Source organism: Blastopirellula sp. SH421 (genome assembly GCF_057808535.1).
Genome location: NZ_CM173712.1, coordinates 4,070,427 through 4,087,162 on the forward strand (window position 1 = coordinate 4,070,427; position 16,736 = coordinate 4,087,162).

Annotated in this window: 16 protein-coding genes; 5 read left to right on the forward strand and 11 right to left on the reverse strand. The window is 54.6% G+C overall.

The features are described from left to right. Positions 1-188 precede the first annotated feature (188 nt). The 4 genes from SH421x_RS16470 to SH421x_RS16485 all read left to right on the forward strand — a co-directional run bounded on the left by SH421x_RS16470 (position 189) and on the right by SH421x_RS16485 (position 4,720). Positions 189-1,103: a DUF1559 family PulG-like putative transporter gene (locus SH421x_RS16470; protein ID WP_488850541.1), complete on the forward strand. Its 915-nt coding sequence runs from the start codon at positions 189-191 to the stop codon at positions 1,101-1,103. A 93-nt stretch (positions 1,104-1,196) separates the two neighbouring features. Further along, a complete protein-coding gene (locus SH421x_RS16475) occupies positions 1,197-1,598 on the forward strand; it encodes a carboxypeptidase regulatory-like domain-containing protein (RefSeq protein WP_488850543.1) in 402 nt (133 codons plus the stop codon). A gap of 405 nt (positions 1,599-2,003) precedes the next feature. Further along, entirely contained in the window at positions 2,004-3,275 is a 1,272-nt protein-coding gene (locus tag SH421x_RS16480; protein WP_488850544.1) for a nickel pincer cofactor-dependent isomerase, group 22, read from the forward strand. 296 nt (positions 3,276-3,571) lie between these two features. Continuing rightward, positions 3,572-4,720, forward strand: coding sequence for a redoxin family protein (locus SH421x_RS16485; protein WP_488850545.1), 1,149 nt, complete (start codon positions 3,572-3,574; stop codon positions 4,718-4,720). Between the two features lie 114 nt (positions 4,721-4,834). Here SH421x_RS16485 and SH421x_RS16490 read toward each other — a convergent pair whose 3' ends face one another. The 11 genes from SH421x_RS16490 to SH421x_RS16540 all read right to left on the reverse strand — a co-directional run bounded on the left by SH421x_RS16490 (position 4,835) and on the right by SH421x_RS16540 (position 15,780). Next, on the reverse strand, positions 4,835-5,812 hold the full coding sequence (locus SH421x_RS16490; protein WP_488850546.1) for a bestrophin family protein: 978 nt from the start codon (positions 5,810-5,812) through the stop codon (positions 4,835-4,837). A 61-nt stretch (positions 5,813-5,873) separates the two neighbouring features. Then, complete coding sequence (locus SH421x_RS16495) at positions 5,874-6,689, reverse strand: universal stress protein (RefSeq protein ID WP_488850547.1); 816 nt, start codon at positions 6,687-6,689, stop codon at positions 5,874-5,876. Positions 6,690-6,761: 72 nt separating this feature from the next. Next, positions 6,762-8,390 carry a SulP family inorganic anion transporter gene (locus SH421x_RS16500; protein WP_488850548.1) on the reverse strand — a complete coding sequence of 543 codons (1,629 nt, stop codon included), beginning with the start codon at positions 8,388-8,390 and terminating at the stop codon, positions 6,762-6,764. Positions 8,391-8,449: 59 nt separating this feature from the next. Beyond that, on the reverse strand, positions 8,450-9,106 hold the full coding sequence (locus tag SH421x_RS16505) for a carbonic anhydrase (protein ID WP_488850549.1): 657 nt from the start codon (positions 9,104-9,106) through the stop codon (positions 8,450-8,452). Positions 9,107-9,308: 202 nt separating this feature from the next. Next, the gene (locus SH421x_RS16510; RefSeq protein ID WP_488850550.1) at positions 9,309-9,620 is read right to left on the reverse strand and encodes a hypothetical protein; all 312 of its coding nucleotides are present in this window, start codon (positions 9,618-9,620) and stop codon (positions 9,309-9,311) included. 293 nt (positions 9,621-9,913) lie between these two features. Beyond that, complete coding sequence (locus tag SH421x_RS16515; protein ID WP_488850551.1) at positions 9,914-10,465, reverse strand: hypothetical protein; 552 nt, start codon at positions 10,463-10,465, stop codon at positions 9,914-9,916. A 54-nt stretch (positions 10,466-10,519) separates the two neighbouring features. Next, positions 10,520-12,028, reverse strand: coding sequence for an OprO/OprP family phosphate-selective porin (locus tag SH421x_RS16520; RefSeq protein ID WP_488850552.1), 1,509 nt, complete (start codon positions 12,026-12,028; stop codon positions 10,520-10,522). 185 nt (positions 12,029-12,213) lie between these two features. Then, positions 12,214-13,026 carry an SDR family NAD(P)-dependent oxidoreductase gene (locus tag SH421x_RS16525; RefSeq protein ID WP_488850553.1) on the reverse strand — a complete coding sequence of 271 codons (813 nt, stop codon included), beginning with the start codon at positions 13,024-13,026 and terminating at the stop codon, positions 12,214-12,216. Positions 13,027-13,078: 52 nt separating this feature from the next. Further along, positions 13,079-13,489: a Dabb family protein gene (locus SH421x_RS16530; RefSeq protein ID WP_488850554.1), complete on the reverse strand. Its 411-nt coding sequence runs from the start codon at positions 13,487-13,489 to the stop codon at positions 13,079-13,081. Positions 13,490-13,590: 101 nt separating this feature from the next. Beyond that, on the reverse strand, positions 13,591-15,099 hold the full coding sequence (locus SH421x_RS16535) for an SLC13 family permease (RefSeq protein ID WP_488850555.1): 1,509 nt from the start codon (positions 15,097-15,099) through the stop codon (positions 13,591-13,593). A gap of 9 nt (positions 15,100-15,108) precedes the next feature. Further along, entirely contained in the window at positions 15,109-15,780 is a 672-nt protein-coding gene (locus SH421x_RS16540; RefSeq protein WP_488850556.1) for a hypothetical protein, read from the reverse strand. 431 nt (positions 15,781-16,211) lie between these two features. Between SH421x_RS16540 and SH421x_RS16545 the strand changes: the two genes are divergently transcribed. Continuing rightward, the gene (locus SH421x_RS16545; protein ID WP_488850557.1) at positions 16,212-16,703 is read left to right on the forward strand and encodes a DUF423 domain-containing protein; all 492 of its coding nucleotides are present in this window, start codon (positions 16,212-16,214) and stop codon (positions 16,701-16,703) included. Positions 16,704-16,736 lie beyond the last annotated feature (33 nt).

Here is a 16,736-nt window from a genome sequence, read left to right on the forward strand (position 1 = left end):
ACGCATGGGTAGCGCATCGCGATTTTGCCCCGCTAATCCTTTGTTAATAACCGGATAACAGGCTTAATCAAGCATTACTCCGGAAAATGGAGCTTGTCTTTTTAAGTAAAAATGTTACGCTAATTTTCATATCTTCTGAGGAATATTCCATTTTCATTCCTCTCCCCTCTTCTGGCGAAGGAGCTATCATGCGCGCAAAAACTCAGGCTCGCGGCTTTACTTTGGTCGAGTTACTTGTTGTGATTGCGATCATCGGCGTTTTGATCGCTCTGCTGTTACCGGCCGTCCAACAGGCCCGCGAAGCGGCTCGACGCATGAGCTGCAGCAACAACATGAAGCAAATCGGGCTGTCGCTGCACAACTATCACGATACGTTTAACGCGTTGCCGGCCGGCTATCTCTATCGCGGCGGAAACGGCAAATGCAACTATGGCTGGGCCGTCGCAATTCTCCCCTTTGTCGAACAGCAAAACTTTTACGACCAGCTCGATCCAGGCCGAATCCCGCTTTTCGATCGCTATACCAGCAGCGCCACCGCGGCCGACAAAGCATTGCTGCAAACAAAAATCACCGCCTACCTCTGCCCTTCGGACTCGGCGCCAGAGCTCGCCCAATCGCTGCGGTTTAGCAGCACCGACCATTTTGATGTCGCCGTCTCTAACTACGTTGGCTGCGCCGGTTGGAGCGCCACCCCCAACTATCCGATCCGAGACCTCGACGCCGGCGGGCTCCTCTGGGGCAATAGCTTTATGAACTTCTCCGACTGCACCGATGGAACCAGCAACACGATGCTGGCCTCCGAACGAGAGTACCCTGTCGGACATGCCGCTACTTGGCTCGGCGCTGGCAAGAATGACAGCTACGCGAATGACGCGACGCTGCGCACCATTTATCGGGCTGGGTTTCGAATCAATTTTGACTACGCGAAGGCAGGTTCGCCCGAAAACGCCGGCAAAGGCTGGTCAAGCCTCCACCCAGGCGGCGTGATGACTTTGACCGCCGATGCATCGGTCCACTTTTTGTCAGAAACAACCGATGCGAACAATGTCTTGCAACCGCTGAGCCTCCGCAACGACGGAAAAGCTTTTGAGGGGCCATTCTAAGGCGACTGCCGCCTCGAATCGTTTTCAATATTTCGCAACCAGCGACCATACCACTCTGGTCGCTGGCGATTACAGACATACAAGGATCTTCGTATGCGCGTTCTCTCGCGAGCCACTTTTACCGTTCTGTTGCTTGCCGGCCTGACTTGCTTTGTCGGCTGTGGGGGCGACAAACTGGCGACCGTCACCGGCGTCGTCACCCTGGATGGCAAACCGGTCCAAGGGCTCGAGGTCAATTTTGAACCCACCGGAGAAGTCGGCGGCCGCGCAACCGGCACCGGCTATACCCTGGAAGGAGGCGTCTACTCGCTGCACTATCCGGGATTTAAAGAAGGCGCCCCGGTTGGCGACTACATCGTACGCATCTCCGGCGGCGAGTCGCTGGACGATGGAACCAGAGTCAAAGTCCCCGCCAAGTTCAACGCGGAATCCACGCTGAAAGCAACCGTCGTACCCGGCAAGAACACCTTCAACTACGATCTCACCAGCAAGTAGCATCAGTTTTGTAGCGACGGTTTTGAACGTCAAACCGTTTTCAAATTCTCCTTCCGCACTCTTCCCTCTTGGACCAGCAAGTGAAGGATGACAAGCAGCTTCCGCAGGCAGGCGGCGGGGAATGCTGCGCAGTTGGGTTTCCAGCGATCGGTAGGACTTTGGCCAGTTCGGAAGTCCGCCCATAAAAAAACGCCGTAGTCCGGTCCGGTGGAAAAAAGAATGCCGAATCCAGAGGTAACCACCCAGCATTCGTCATTCAGGTTTCTGCATTCGGCATTGATTCGACATTCGGATTTCGACATTCGTCATTCGCCCCATTCCGGTAGTCCTGCATCAATCGACGGTTTGCTAATTCGGCGGTAGAATACGGTTTTGCCCACCTTCACTGCTCCTGCGCACAGATCTATGCAATTTCCGAAACTTTTCCGTCTACGTCAAACCTTTCCCCGTCCTCTGGTGACCGACGTCACCGGCGAAGTCGATCGCCAACTGACAAGCTTGCAGTTAGGCAAAAAGGTAAAGCCAGGTGAGACCGTCGCGATCACCGCCGGCAGCCGCGGCATCGCCAATATCAAAGAAATCATCAAAGCGATCGTCGACCATCTGAAGGGGATCGGCGCCAAGCCGTTTATTGTGCCGGCGATGGGAAGTCACGGCGGCGGAACGGCCGAAGGCCAGGTTGGCGTGCTCGCTTCGTACGGGATCACGCCTGAGTACTGCGGGTGCGAAATCCGCGCCAGCATGGAGACGATTATTGTCTGTCAGGCAAAAGAAGGTTTTCCGGTTCACTTTGATAAGCATGCGTCGCAAGCCGATCACGTGGTTGTTTGCGGTCGCGTGAAAGCCCACACCGATTTCACCGGCGAAATCCAAAGTGGTTTGATGAAGATGATGCTGATTGGTCTGGGCAAACACAACGGGGCCAAGATCTATCACAAAGCGATCATGGACAACAGCTTTACACAGATTGTGCAAAGCGTTGCTCGCGAAGTTTTGAAGCAGTGCAACATATTGTGCGGCTTGGCCATCATTGAAAATGGCTACGACGAAACAGGGCACATCGTCGGCGTGCCGGCCGACCAAATCGAACAGCGTGAGCCAGAACTGCTGCGTTTGGCCAACACCTTGCTGCCGAAACTGCCGTTTGAAGAAGCCGATATGCTGATCATTGATGAGATCGGCAAAAACATCAGCGGCGCAGGCATGGATACCAACATCGTGGGACGTAAATTCAACGACCACGCCGCGACCGGCGACGAAACGCCGCGCATTAAACGAATCGCCCTCCGCGGTTTGACCGAAGAAACGCATGGCAACGCTTCCGGAATCGGCATGTGCGAGTTTTGCCTGACGCGCATGGTCGACCAAATGGACCGCAACATCACCAATATTAACAGTGTCACCTCGGGACATGTCACCGCGGCGATGATTCCGATCCACTACGAGACCGACCGCGAAATCCTTGAGAATGCCCTGCAAACGATCGGATTGCGTCCTCCGCAAGAGGCCCGGATCATGTGGATCCCGCATACCCTGTCGATCGACGAAGTGATCTGCAGCGAGGCTTTCCTAGAAGAAGCGAACTCGCGCGACGACCTCGAAGTGCTGTTCCAGCCGCTTGAAATCCCACTAGATAGCGACGGAATGTTGCCTCCGGTGAACACCTGGCAACCGTAACCAACGGTTTTCGCCAAAAACCACAACGGCCTGCGAAACGCCCATTCGGCAGTTGAACCAAGACCCAACGGTTGTACAAATCCCGCAGGCAAATTGATAATTTCGCAAAGCGTTGAACTTCGCGTTGTTAATTTGGCACGAAGGGGATATCAAATACTGTTAGATGCTCAATGTGCCAGAGTTTACCGACAGCGGTCTCTGCTTGGTGATAGAATATCCCGCTTGCCCTTGCCTGCGATCCTCCGACAGGGCGTTTGCCCTGGTCGTCCAATCCACATAACGCTAAAGGAAATTGCATGAAATTTTCGCACCTAACTTTGGCCGCACTACTGCTGGCCGCTATGCCGTGCGTCTCGCTGCTGTATGCGGCGGACGATGCTGCTGCCGAAAAGAGCCCAGCCGCGAAAGAGACCAAAGAAGCCGCGGCCGATCCGCTGGCAAAGCTAAAGGCCAACCCGAATGACGTCACCGCGCTGAACGCTTATTTGCAAAAGAGCCTTGGCCCGATTATGCAAAAAGCTGGCGAAGACGCCGATGGCGCCGTCAAGCAATTGAAGGAGATCAAAGAGACGCTTGCTAAATTTGAACCGACCGACGAACAGGCGATCAATTTTTTCGGTCAAGTGAATACGGTTTTGGACAGCTTCATCGATCGCATCGAGCTGCAAAAGATGTCGCTGAAAGACTTGCGTGCCAAGATCAAAGCCGCTCCCGAAGACGCGACGTTGATCGGCAAGTACGGCATGAAGGTGATGATGGAGATTTCGTCTTCGCTGAGCGATGACTGGAAAGCGGCGGAAAAAAGCATGAAAGAAGAGACCGCCTATCTTGATTCGCTGGCCACCGACACGATTGATCCCGCCGTGAAAACGGCAGTAACGGCCGCCAAGCTGGGACTGGGACGATTGACCGCAGCGATCGAACGCCAGAAACGTTTGGAAGAACTGGTTGGCAAGCCGGCGATGCCGCTTTCGGCCGAAGCCTGGGTGAATGGCGCTCCGTTGACCGATGAAGAGCTTAAAGGCAAAGTCGTGATGCTCGACTTTTTCGCCATTTGGTGCGGCCCTTGCATCGCGACCTTCCCGCATCTGCGTGAGCTCGAAAAAGAGTACGGCGATAAGGGACTCGAGATCATCGGCGTCACCGGCTACTACAACTATGCGTGGAATGAAGAACGGATGTCTCCGGCGCCGTCGCAAGGAGCCGAAGTTTCGCACGAAGACGAACAGGCGATGCTGCAAAAATTCGCCGCTTCGCATGAGCTGAAGCATGTCTTTGCGATCGATCCCGAAGGCAAAATGTCAATGTACTACGCCGTGAGCGGCATTCCGCACATGGTCTTGATCGACCGTGAAGGAAAAATCGCGATGGTTAAAGTGGGCTCAGGCGAAGCCAACGCCAAAGCGATCGAGGCCAAGATCAAAGAGCTGATCGGCGAGGGCTAACCTCTGAGTGAGCGATTAAGCTTGCTGCGAGCCATCGCGATCAACAGGCAATCTGAAAACAGCGGCGCTGGACCAAGTTCCAGCGCCGCTGTTGTTTAGGAAGATGGGCCCGATTTAGCTGGCCATCGTGGAGTCGACCGCGTAGTTGCGAATGGTGTTCGGCTTGCGAACTTCCTCGATGACGATCTCCATATCTTTGGCCTGAAAGGGAACCATTGGCGGTAAATCATCCAGCGAGGCCATCAGATTATCTTTGATCATGGTCGTGATCTGGGTCAGCGGCAGATGATTCAAGCGACGCTGCGAGAATGGATCTTGGAGTTCGACGCCGATTTGATCCAAGGCCAGCAGCGGGTAAGCGACCAGCAACGTCAACAAGGGCGTGAAGATGCCGACATAGTCGACAAGGGCAAACGGCAAAAAGGTCATATAAAGGAATAAGAACCGTCGGATTTTGATCGAGAACGCCCGCGCCAAGGGTGTGGCCAAGATACGTTCGCACATGCCGACATGGTCAATCAGCTGAGCTCGCTGCGTTTCGGCTTGGAGGAAGTAAAAGCGATCCAACTGGCCTAACTCGACCGCTTGCTTCAGCATTTCCGCGATTCGTCGGACCACATACATCGGCATATGATTGCACTGCGCCAGGCGTTGAGTTTCGGTCAAACCGACGATCCTGACGAGATCTTTAATCTCATCAAAGCTCGTTTGTTTCCGCAAGCTATGCCGACATACGGTCGAAAATGCAGCGACCCAGCGCAAATAGGACTCGCGCCATTCACGATCCTCGGGGCCATAGAGGACGCCGATTTGGCCGAGATTACGGGATTGATTGACGATCCCTCCCCAAACTTTACGAGCCTCGTACCAACGATCGTATCCAGCGTTGGTTCGCAAAACCAACAGCAGCGCAAGCACCGCTCCGATGTATTCGTAATGGGAATTGGCCAGCAAGTGCGTCTTGCCTGTCGACATCATGATTACGGTGATGATCGCTGCGTAAACCGAGTAACCCAACAGGCGCCCCAAAATGAGCGGGGTCGCCGAACCTCGCAAAGAGAAGACTTCTCGCCAAAATTCATAACGTGGCATAGGAAAAAAATGCTCCTTTAGTAAGCGTTGGTCTATGATTGTCAAAGACAACGATTTGTGTCTAGGCGTAGGTGTAAAGCGCCAAATTTGTATTTCGCAGCAGATTGCCGCCGAGTTGGCCAAAGGGGGTTCCCCACCAACTACGCGAGTTGGCGACTCCCAGCACCAACAAGTCGGCTTCCCATTTTTGGGCGTATTTTGCGACGGTTCGGTGTGGTGACCCCGGCAGCGAGCCGAGCTCTAAAGTATCGATTCGCGTTTGGCAATATTGCGACATCTCGTCAAAGTCGCTGCTGTGCGGATCGGCCGCTGCTCCGACACAAAGCAACCGATACTGCTCTCCCAGATATGGCGAATGTGACAAGAACGAGCGAATCGCTCGACTGGATGCGTTCGACCCATCGTAGATCAGTAAGACTCGCCGCAGCAGATTTGGCTTGTCTCGCAGAATCAGCAACGGCTGGACGCCGCGCAGCGCCAACTCCATTAACTCACTGGCCGAGAGCCCCGGTTCCAGACGATTTGAATGGCTTGCGCTGGAGACGATCGTCAAATCGTTATATCTCGCTTCGTCCGTCAGCAGGTCAAGCGGATCGCCGCGCACGTCCAGCACTTCACAACTTACTTTGCGGCGACGGCATACCTGGATAAAGTCATCGCGGTACTGCATTTGTCGGCGATGTTTCAGCTCCATGCGGGCTGCTTCGACTCCGGCATAGGCAGCGGTTTCGATTGTCGCTTTCCGATAAAATTTTCGCGTATCTAGGATCGAAACTCCACGTACCTTGGCCTGAGCGACTTTCGCCAAATGAACCGCCGTTTCAACAAGAAGTTGCGATCGATGAGAATTACAAAGATGAACAAGCAGATTTTTCATCCGATGGAAGCCTTGAATCAACGCGAATGAGGGTGGGAGTTGTTTGTGACGCAAGAGCGCCGCCAGCAAACTTTATGGCACTTGAGCCATGGTTTCGTCGGGGTCTGTCGCCGCGGCAATCGGTTTAGGTTTTTCCCTTTCGCGGTAACGCTCGTAAAATCGAGCCGCCAAACCATCCCAGTCGATGACCAAACTTCCGCCGGTCGCAGCGTGCTGTTTTTCCCAAGACATCAGCAAATCAAGACAAGCATGGTCGATGTAATTCAGTTGATCCAAATTGACGTGCAGTTCGATATCGCCCGGAACTTGCTCTAGCTGCGACGCCAACGTCGGCAGTCGCATGAACGTCGCCGAGCCGATCAATCGCATCGTCAACTTGCCGGAAACCGGATCCTCTTCGCGGCAGATTTCGAGCCGCGAAAAGACATACAGCAGCTTGCAAGCAGCCAACACGATGCCGGTCAACACGCCGATCAACAGATCGGTCGCAACAATCATCGTCAGTGTGGCGAAGTAGATGAAAACCTCGCTTCGCCCAAAGCGGGCCAAATCGCGTATCGACGCTGGATTCACCAGCTTGTAGCCGATATGAACCAATACCGCCGCTAAACAAGCGACCGGAATCTGCTTTAGTAGAAAGGGGAGTAACGCGACAAACAGCAGCAACCAACCTCCATGCAAGATCGTCGACCAGCGTGATTTTCCGCCTGCTGAAATGTTGGTGGCGCTACGAACGATGACCCCGGTCAACGGCAGACCGCCGATCAAGCCGCAGACCGAATTGCCGACTCCCTGCGCTACGAGTTCGCGATCGTAATTTGTGCGGGGACCATCCTGCATCTGGTCGACAGCGGTGGCGCACAGCAGCGTCTCGGCGCTGGCGATCAGCGCGACTCCAGCAGCGGCCAGCAGGATCTCGAAGATCGGCGCCGAGCTCCACATGCCAAGATTAGGAAAGACAAAACTATCGAAAAAACGATCGGGGATACTCGCGCCCAATCGCTTGATCGGAACCGCAAACCACTCAGAAACAAGCGTCGCCAAGACGACTCCCAACAATGGCCCGGGTATCCGTTGAAGCTGCTTGGGGGCCCATTTCCAACAGACGATCACCACAATTGTGAAGAGTCCCAAGGCTGCCGCCAAATGATGCGACTTGGATTCCTCCCAGGCAAAGACGCGGCCGATTGCCTGGGGAATCGTCAGCAAATTGGCCAGGCCAGCTTCCAGATGAACCCCGCCAATTTCTAGCCCCTTACGAGGTTGATCATCAATCATGATATGAAACTGGCTGCAAACAATCAGAACACCGATTCCGGCCAGCATTCCCTTGACGACCGCAGGCGAAACCGCACGAAACCACTGCCCTAACTTCAAGCAGCCGGCGATGATTTGCATCAGTCCGGCCGCCAAGATTACCAACATGACTAGTTCGATGGGGAACTTCTCGAACAGTCCATACACGATCACTGTTAAGCCAGCCGCCGGCCCACTGACCTGCAGCGGTGAACCGGCAAAAAAGCCCACAATCAGACCACCGACGATCCCGCTAATAATCCCGGTCACAGGAGGCGCGCCCGATGCGATCGCGATCCCCAGGCAAAGCGGCAGCGCCACCAGAAAGACGACGATCGAAGGAAAGAGATCCTTGCTGATCGTCTCCCACTGATAAAACTGCGGTCCGATTGATTTTTCTGACATTTGTGTCGCTATGTTGCTGTCGGCTAGAAATCCGAGCTTAACGGCGGTTTCCGGCCAACTTAGGAATAGTCGGCCGGCATGTCATCGAACGTGTAATACGACGCACCACCGACCGGCGCAAACGTATCCTTTTCCGCTTCGAGCATTTCCACTTTTCCCGTGCCGATGTCATACGCCCAACCATGCAATCGCAACTGGTCATTCGCCATCGCCTCGGCGACGCAGCGCAACGATTGCAAGTTCTCTAACTGCATTCGCACGTTTTCCTGAATGACAAGCTCCAGCAGGCGTTCCTCGGATTGCTCGCCGTGACGATCCAACGTTCGCTGGAGTAGATTTCCTACATTGCGCAACCAACCATTCACCGAGGGGAGATCTTTGCACGATTTCGGATCCAACACCGCCTTCATCGCGCCGCATTGCGAATGCCCGCAGACGACAATATCTTGCACGCCGAGCGCTTTGACGGCGTACTCCACGGTCGCCGCTTCTCCGCACGCCATGTCTTGTCGCGGGATCATATTTCCAGCGTTTCGAACGACGAAGATCTCGCCAGGTTCGCTGCCGGTAATCAGATTGGGGTCAATTCGCGAGTCAGAACAAGTAATGAACAAGGTTTCCGGCGATTGGCCGTTGGCAAGATCCGAAAACAGCTCCTGCTTCCGTCGATGGACCGATTTTTGAAACTGACGAAGTCCAAGTAGTAGCTTCCGCATAGTTCACCTATTTCCATGGCGCACCTTGGCGCGCCAGCTTAGCGCTTCAGTTCGTGGTAAAACCAGCAACGAGGCGCACCAGCGTCACAACGGAGGTATACCCGCAGTGAGTGCGCAGCAGTTGCCAGCAACAGAATATAAAAGAGCGTTGAAGCCAATCTTCAAACGTCGGCCCAAGCAGGGGCCAAGAGAGCGTGCCGCTTTATAAGCGCAACGCGGCGCCTAAGCCATTCCACTGGCTTCGCTCGCCACGAATGGCGTTGGACGCCGAACGTGAAATCCGAACATGCAATGGGGCTGATAAGACGGCGGCAGAACGATCGCCTGATGCGATCTTGGGGCGAAACTCGGCCGAGACCAAGTGATTGAGCAGCACGACCTCAACTTCTCGCGAAGTCTCCGTCTCTTGCTCACATAACGAGCGCGGCGGCGCGATCGTACCCACGATCATCGCCAATAGCATCAAGAACAGAGGCGCGATCGGCAAACGAGATTTACGATCTTCTCGTTTCATTGCGCTCCCTTCTGTTTTGCGTGGCGACTTGGACGGCATGCCATTCCGTGATTTTTGGCAACAATTAGCTATTTGAAATTTACGTCAAGTGGCTCGGCAAAGTCAAGTCAATTTCCTTCACCACAAACCAAGGGAAGACGAACGTAACTCTTGTGAATGCAATCGTTTGCGGCAACAGACTTCCGTCTCAGAATTGTTCCAACATTCTTTTTCTTCACCACAGAAAAACATTGCCTTCAGGAGATCGTTCCCCTGAAGGCAAGCTGCTATCAGACACTACAGCTGAGATAGCACTACTCTACCGCCGGCAGAAATACCGGAGCGATATAGCCGCTCGGCAGGATGTCATAGGACGGGTTCACACCTGCGCTAACCGGTGGCGTCACCATCGGCGGCATCGGTGGGTTATCCGACTCGATTGCCGGCGCCGGCGCTGCTGCGGGAGCGTTGAAGCACGGTACGCACGACTTGAGACACGTTCGGATCCATTCATATTTTGGAACCGAAACCTTGGATTCGTTTTTCCAAAGCTGATTGACGGTCCGAACTTTTCCGCATTTGACCAGCGGCGGCTCACCGTTGCAGCAATCGGCTTTTTCCCATGGGAATCGAACCGGGGGAATTTCGACCTGCTTGCAGCGTGTGGTCCAGCAATGCTCTTTTTCGTCTTCGCAAGACTTCTTCAACAGGTACGGAGCACACTCCCAACAGGGATGCTCGCAGCAGCAGTTGCCCTGAATCGTTGGTCGCCCGCAGCCGCCAACCAATGCTTCGCCGCTTTGAACCACACTCGCCGAGAGCGCCAGTCCAGCCAACAACATATAAATTGCAATCCGTCGCATCATATCCATCCTTTTATTGCTTTCGCCGCAGCGAGCTGTTTTGATTTTTTAGGAAGTTTAAAAATCAGCCGCAAAGCGTGCCCCCAGAATCCAGAAGTTGCCTCCGGTATATCCGCCGACCGATCGGTGCTCGCTAATGTCGCCGTAGATCGCATTGAACTGCAACTTCGAGTGCGAAGTCCACAACCAGTTCAAGCCCAGCGTAGCGTTGGTCTCAACGCCCCCCTGGATGTTTTGATCTGACAGATCCAAATAAGAAATGCGTGCCGCGACTTGCCAAGCGCCCCAACCGGTTCCAAAGTTGCCGTTGCAATCGGGAACCAAAAAGAAGTTCTCGAACGGATAAACGCGATCGAGCGTACTGCTTTTGCGATCGTAGGCCATGTGCTCGCCGGTCAGGAAGTACGCGACCTGCAAGTATCCGCCATGAAAATTGACGTCGCTCATGCCGTTGTCGCGTTGCAACCAGGTTGATTGGTATTCGCCGCAGAAGTTCCAGGCGCCGACGTTCAACATCGATTCTAGCCCTAAAATCTCGTACCAATCCGCTCCGGCGATCGCGCCAGTGTCGATCCAACGACTGGACGAACGTGCTTCTGGACGCGTTCGAAAGCGCCCTTGATTCGCGTGCGGCGTCGTCGCCAACACGTCTCCGTCAGGATTGGCCACCATCCCGGCGATCGCCCAGTGATAGTAACCTCGTCCACCGGATGAATCGTCATACCAAGGACTGCTGGCTAAGCGTGCGTTGCCGCTTCCTTGAAACGCGTCGCCGATATAGGCGCCGGTTTCGGAAATATTCTCCAAGTTGTAAATGCCGTAGCGCCAATTGTAGACGAGGTCATCTGAGTAGCTGTAGCCGCACAAGCCCAACCGACGTGCATCTTCATTGAACGCTTCGATCACCAGCGGTCGTTCCATAAATATATTGAACCGCGAGCTATTCAAGTGATCCAATCCGAGTGGACGCTTCTGATTGCCTAGCAGCACGGTCGTGTTGCCGGGCAGTTCGTCCCAACCAATGTAGGCGTCTTTGATCGCCGGTTCGCTGGGATTGGCGAAGTCGATTTGCATCCGCCACAACATGGTCTCAAAGATATCGCCGCCAGCTTCCAAGCGGATGCGGCGAAACGCCCAGCGATTTTCAGGATCATTCCCGGTGGCTGGATTTTCAAAGAAACCTATGCCGGGCGTATTACTCGGAAAATTCCAGTTATCCAAGTGGATGCGGCCCCCAAGCTTGAAGGTCGGTTTCTCTGGTGGAACATAATCCTCTGCAACCTTTGCGATCACCGCCCCTTGAGCAGTCTGCGCCGCTTCCAATCGCTCGATTCGTTCCATCAAGTGCCCGACGTTCGTCGTCTGCACGTTTTGAATGTTTTGCATGTTTGGCATCGCGCCTGCCGGTGCAGGCGCCTGTTGGACCGGTGCATCCAACTGATCGATGCGCCGCTCCAACTCCATCAGCCGGCGACTGAACTCATCCGGTGGAGCAACATACTGCTGCTCGGCCGAGAAACTGCTAAAGAACGTCTCTTGCGCCGAAACCGGCGATGCGAACTGCATAAAGCAGTGCAGGATAAGCCCCGCGGCAACCGCGCTAGCAAGCCTACTTGGCAATATCAACATATCAGGCATCCACGACACAACGAGAGAAACAAACAATTTCGTCATGCCGCGATCATCGGATAGATCCCGCACAATCGGATATTAAGATTGAGCGTTTGAATGTCGCGCTGGTTGTAACGGTTTTATCGGTCGAGCCGCCCAGGCATGGTGGTATCAGAAAATGGGTCTGCGAAGGCCGCAAATGCGCCCAATCCACCATCCACTTCGAGATCTGTAGCGGTAACAAAAGATGCGCCGTCACTGGCCAACCAGAGCACCGCCGCTGCGATTTCTGGCGGTTCGCCGATGCGTCCCAACGGATGTCGATTGGCAAGCGGCCGCTCGCCCCCCTGTTGTGCTAGAGAAGCCCGCAATAGCGGAGTTCCCACTGCTCCCGGAGAAACCGATACAACCCTTACCCCTTCGCGTGCTAGCTCGACGCCCCACTGCTTGGCCTGCATGATATTGGCCGCTTTGATCGGTCCATAGGCAGGGACTTCGCGCGCAGTCCGGTGCCCTTGGGCGCTCGACATGTTGACGATCACCCCGCTCTGCTGCTTGCGCATCACGGCCGCAGCTTCCATCGCCATGTAGGTGTAGCCAGAAAGGTTGATCGCAACCATCTTCTCCCAGACCGCCGGCGATAATTGATCGATCGGTCGATAAGAATCGGCAGGCTGAATCGCGGCGTTGTTCACCAACACATCCAACGCGCCCGCTTCTTCCAGAACTTGCGCAACAACGCGGCGGCAATCGTCGCGATTGGAAACATCCCCAACAATCATCTTGACAGGCAAATCGACTCCGGCCTCCGGCTGCGCAATGTCAACGGCATAGGTGGTCGCCCCCGAGTCCGCAAAGGCTTGGCAGATGGCCAAGCCAATTCCTCCGACGCCTCCGGTCACCAACACAACACGCCCCGAGTTATCAAACTGTACGTTACCGTGCGGTCGCATATTCAACTGCTTTGCTGCTGGTTTTGTTGGTTGTCAATTGCTTGCTTACGAGCTACTTGGATGCCCAATAGTCGATCACAAACGCTTCCTCCAAATGGGGCAGCAGCAGTTCGACAAATGCTTTGTGCGCAGGGTGCGGCAAATAGGCTTCACGATCGGCTTCGCTTTTGAAGGTCACCAGAAAGCAATGGGTAAAACCTTTGTCGAGCATCTCGGGACTGTTGTTGGTCCCCCATTCAAAATCGGCGATCTGCGAGATCTTGCTTGGCAATGCGGCGAACGCTTCCTCGATCTTCTTTTGATCCTCGGGCTTCACCCCTTCCTTGAACTTGAAAACCACCACATGCCGCAGCAACTTTTCTGGTTTGGCGGCGTCATCGGCCAAAGAACGCGTATTCATACTTAAACTAACCAACGAAACCGCCAGCAAGGCGAAAATTGAAAAGAGGAAGACGCGATTCATGATGATGTCTCTCAGCAAAGGTTCAGGTAAGTTCAGTGCGATAGGTCTCTCTAGGATACCAATGCGCCGCCTCGCCGACAAATTGGCGGCGGCAAGTCCCGCTACATCTTCAGAGAATGGAACACAAGCGGACCGATCGTCGAAATCACCAGCACAATTAGCGCCAGAGAAACCAGGTTCAATACAAATCCCGCTTTTATCATCTGCCGCATCGTCACCCGGCCAGAACTGTAGACGATCGCATTGGGGGGAGTCGCCACCGGCATCATAAAGGCGCAACTGGCCGCCAGGGTTGAGGGGATCAGCAATAGCAGAGGACTGACCTGCAACTCATTGGCCGTGCTGGCCAGAATGGGATTCAGCATTTGCACGCTCGCCAGATTGGAGGTTAATTCAGTCAGCCAGATCATCCCGTTGGCCGTCAGCGCCGCCATCGCAATCGGCGGCAAACCGGTCATCATGCCGGCAAGCCGTTCTCCCAAATAACGGTCGAGTTCGGTCACATGCAAGCCGTTGGCCAGCGCCACGCCGCCGCCAAACAACAACAGCACTCCCCACGGAATCCGAACCGTGGACTGCCAATGCAGCAGTCGGCTTCCATCTTCTTTCCCGCTGGGCAAATAGAAACACAGCAGCGCCATCAAAATTGCCGCCGTACCGTCGTCCGCATAATCATTTTGCAGCAACGGCCCCCAACCCCAACCACTCGCTGGCTCGCGCAAAATCCAGAGCAGCGCTGTAATGACAAAGATGACGCCGATGCGCCACTCCGCGGTCGTCATCGCCCCAAGTTTATCGAGTTCATCGCGGATCACTTCTCGACCGCCGATCGAAGCTTCGGACCCGCACGGAAAGATCCAATAGGTCATCATCCACCAGCTAATGCCAAGAAACATCAGCGTGAAGGGAAGCGCTAGAATGATCCAACTCAAAAAGCTGACGTATTCGCCATCCGGATATTCTTGGGCATAGAAGCTGGCGAAGGCGACGTTCGGCGGCGTACCAATAATCGTCGCGACCCCACCGATACTCGCCGCATAAGCGATCCCCAACATCAGGGCCGCCCCCAAATTCACGCGTCGCTCTGGCGACATTTGACCTGCGTCAACGCGCGTCAAAATGCTCGCCGCAATCGGCAACATCAACAGCGCGGTTGCGGTGTTCGAGATCCACATCGAGAGAGCCGCCGTCGCAATCATAAATCCCAGCACAATTCGCCGCGGATGATCCCCCATCGCATACACGATCGACAAGGCAATTCGGCGATGCAATCCACTTTCTTCAACCGCTAACGCGATCAAAAATCCCCCCAAAAACAGAAAGATAAAGCGACTGCCATAGTTGGCCGAGACATCGGCCATCGATTGAATCCCCAGCAACGGCATCAGCGCCAACGGAACCAGCGCCGTCGCCGCAATTGGCAGCGCTTCGGTCATCCACCAGACGGCCATCAGCGCGGCGACGCCTGCCATGTAGTTCAGCTGGGGAGTTGCGGAATCAAGTTGCCATCCGCAATGAGGACCAGCGATAAACCCGATCGCGACCGCTAGTCCAATCCAGCGGCCGAGCCAGGGAATCCGACCAATACCTTCTATCGATTGAGTGCTCATGACGGCGTTTTATTCGAACTCGCCGCCGATTTCAACCGCCATCGTCCCTTGATTGTCCGTGTTATCGACGTCAAACATTTTCAAGAACAATCGCCCCGTCGCCGGCGCCGCGAGATCTTTTTGCTTGCCAATCGTAAACGGCTGCGGCTTTTTGTCACCAGGGATCGCGATATAGCCGACCAGACTACCCAGCTTTAGGTCGCGCAGTTCGCGCGGCGCTTCCACGCCATCGGCATCCCCTTCAAACACGAAGGTCCACTTCCCTTCGGCCACAATCCGCAACAAGGCGCCCTTGTTGACATTGATGCCGGTATCGCGCCAATCGCCGTTGGCGCTGATCAACAGCTTCTTGCGGTTTGACCCAATCAAGTTGCGATTGATCGCTTCTAGCTTGTCCTGCGCCCCTTTGTATTGCGGCGCGAGTTTCAAGATCTCGACGAACACCGATTTCGCTCTCGCCCAGTCTTGTTTCCGCGCGTACTCATCTCCCAGGTCTTCCGCCTTCTCGACAAATTCCTTCTGAAACTTCAGCAGACGCGGGTCGTCGACCGTCGGCTCCGGCGCCGGAGGAGTTGGCCCACGCCCTCGACCTTGTGCAAATAACGGCGAGACCAGCAGTAGCGAGAAAATGGCGGCCCACACGATCCGTTGGCCAGATATTCTTAAGTACCAAGCGTGCATCAGCAAAACTCCAGCGGGGGGGGCAAGTCGACGGGGAGCGGCTATTAGAACGTCCGCGGCGGTCCTGTTCAACAAAGGGGGCGAAATCGACTCCAACCGTAGGCCGCAATCTCCGCCCACAAGTAGAAACGCTCCGCCAGCGCTAGTGTACTTTAGAAATTGAACGATAAGCCGCAGAAATGCGCAGCTCCAGAAAAGGCAAGCAGCAAGTCAGAGTGCGCAAGCATCGCCGCAGCACCGGCACAGCATAAAAATCAAGTTCGCCGACAAATCCCTTTTAGTCCTGACATTTTATAACACCACCTACAATCATTTCATTTAACATTTTTACCGCATGTGCATACATCATCCCTATTATCCGCACGCATATCATTTACAATCGAGAAAACGCCCCATTCCCACATCTTTTATCTTGAGCTAGGGCTAGAGACATGTCGCGGTTTAATATGATTGGCGGAGCGTTGTTCGGATTAACTGCCGTCCTGACAGGCTTGGTCTTCGCACCCGTAATCAAAGCGAAACTAGACGCCGAGCTCGTAGAGAAGGCGGTTGAGGTTCACGAAACCCTCAACGAAGACGGCAGCGTCGCGAAGCCCAAGAAACTATTGATCAGCGAATTGGATCGGGCATACAGCCTGGAGCGGTGGGAAAATCTTGAGAAGGGCAACCTTTACCTAGCTTTCAGTTCGCTGGCGATGCTCGCCCTGGGGCTTATCCCCGCTGCTACCCGCCAAACGCAAATAATTTCACATGCAAGCGGCGCTGCATTCACGCTGGGTACGGTTCTTCTCTGCTTAGGTTCGATAGCATCCGCAATCTTTGACCAGCCGATGCTAGCGATCTTCGCTCCCGTTGGTGCTCTGCTTTTGGCTGCCGGTTGGGGCTCACTCTTGCTTCTCACCGCAGTTGCTCGCGCCCAGTAAAAAGAAAAGGGAGGCGGCTAATCATCCGCCTCC

Excerpts from the sequence above, each read along its gene's own strand:
- SH421x_RS16525 (WP_488850553.1), bottom strand. The coding sequence starts at position 13,026 with ATGCGACCGCACGGTAACGTACAGTTTGATAACTCGGGGCGTGTTGTG.
- SH421x_RS16520 (WP_488850552.1), bottom strand. The coding sequence starts at position 12,028 with ATGCAGTTCGCATCGCCGGTTTCGGCGCAAGAGACGTTCTTTAGCAGT.
- SH421x_RS16500 (WP_488850548.1), bottom strand. The coding sequence starts at position 8,390 with ATGTCAGAAAAATCAATCGGACCGCAGTTTTATCAGTGGGAGACGATC.
- SH421x_RS16490 (WP_488850546.1), bottom strand. The coding sequence starts at position 5,812 with ATGCCACGTTATGAATTTTGGCGAGAAGTCTTCTCTTTGCGAGGTTCG.
- SH421x_RS16480 (WP_488850544.1), top strand. The coding sequence starts at position 2,004 with ATGCAATTTCCGAAACTTTTCCGTCTACGTCAAACCTTTCCCCGTCCT.
- SH421x_RS16495 (WP_488850547.1), bottom strand. The coding sequence starts at position 6,689 with ATGAAAAATCTGCTTGTTCATCTTTGTAATTCTCATCGATCGCAACTT.
- SH421x_RS16535 (WP_488850555.1), bottom strand. The coding sequence starts at position 15,099 with ATGAGCACTCAATCGATAGAAGGTATTGGTCGGATTCCCTGGCTCGGC.
- SH421x_RS16545 (WP_488850557.1), top strand. The coding sequence starts at position 16,212 with ATGTCGCGGTTTAATATGATTGGCGGAGCGTTGTTCGGATTAACTGCC.
- SH421x_RS16515 (WP_488850551.1), bottom strand. The coding sequence starts at position 10,465 with ATGATGCGACGGATTGCAATTTATATGTTGTTGGCTGGACTGGCGCTC.
- SH421x_RS16470 (WP_488850541.1), top strand. The coding sequence starts at position 189 with ATGCGCGCAAAAACTCAGGCTCGCGGCTTTACTTTGGTCGAGTTACTT.
- SH421x_RS16510 (WP_488850550.1), bottom strand. The coding sequence starts at position 9,620 with ATGAAACGAGAAGATCGTAAATCTCGTTTGCCGATCGCGCCTCTGTTC.
- SH421x_RS16505 (WP_488850549.1), bottom strand. The coding sequence starts at position 9,106 with ATGCGGAAGCTACTACTTGGACTTCGTCAGTTTCAAAAATCGGTCCAT.
- SH421x_RS16485 (WP_488850545.1), top strand. The coding sequence starts at position 3,572 with ATGAAATTTTCGCACCTAACTTTGGCCGCACTACTGCTGGCCGCTATG.
- SH421x_RS16540 (WP_488850556.1), bottom strand. The coding sequence starts at position 15,780 with ATGCACGCTTGGTACTTAAGAATATCTGGCCAACGGATCGTGTGGGCC.
- SH421x_RS16530 (WP_488850554.1), bottom strand. The coding sequence starts at position 13,489 with ATGAATCGCGTCTTCCTCTTTTCAATTTTCGCCTTGCTGGCGGTTTCG.
- SH421x_RS16475 (WP_488850543.1), top strand. The coding sequence starts at position 1,197 with ATGCGCGTTCTCTCGCGAGCCACTTTTACCGTTCTGTTGCTTGCCGGC.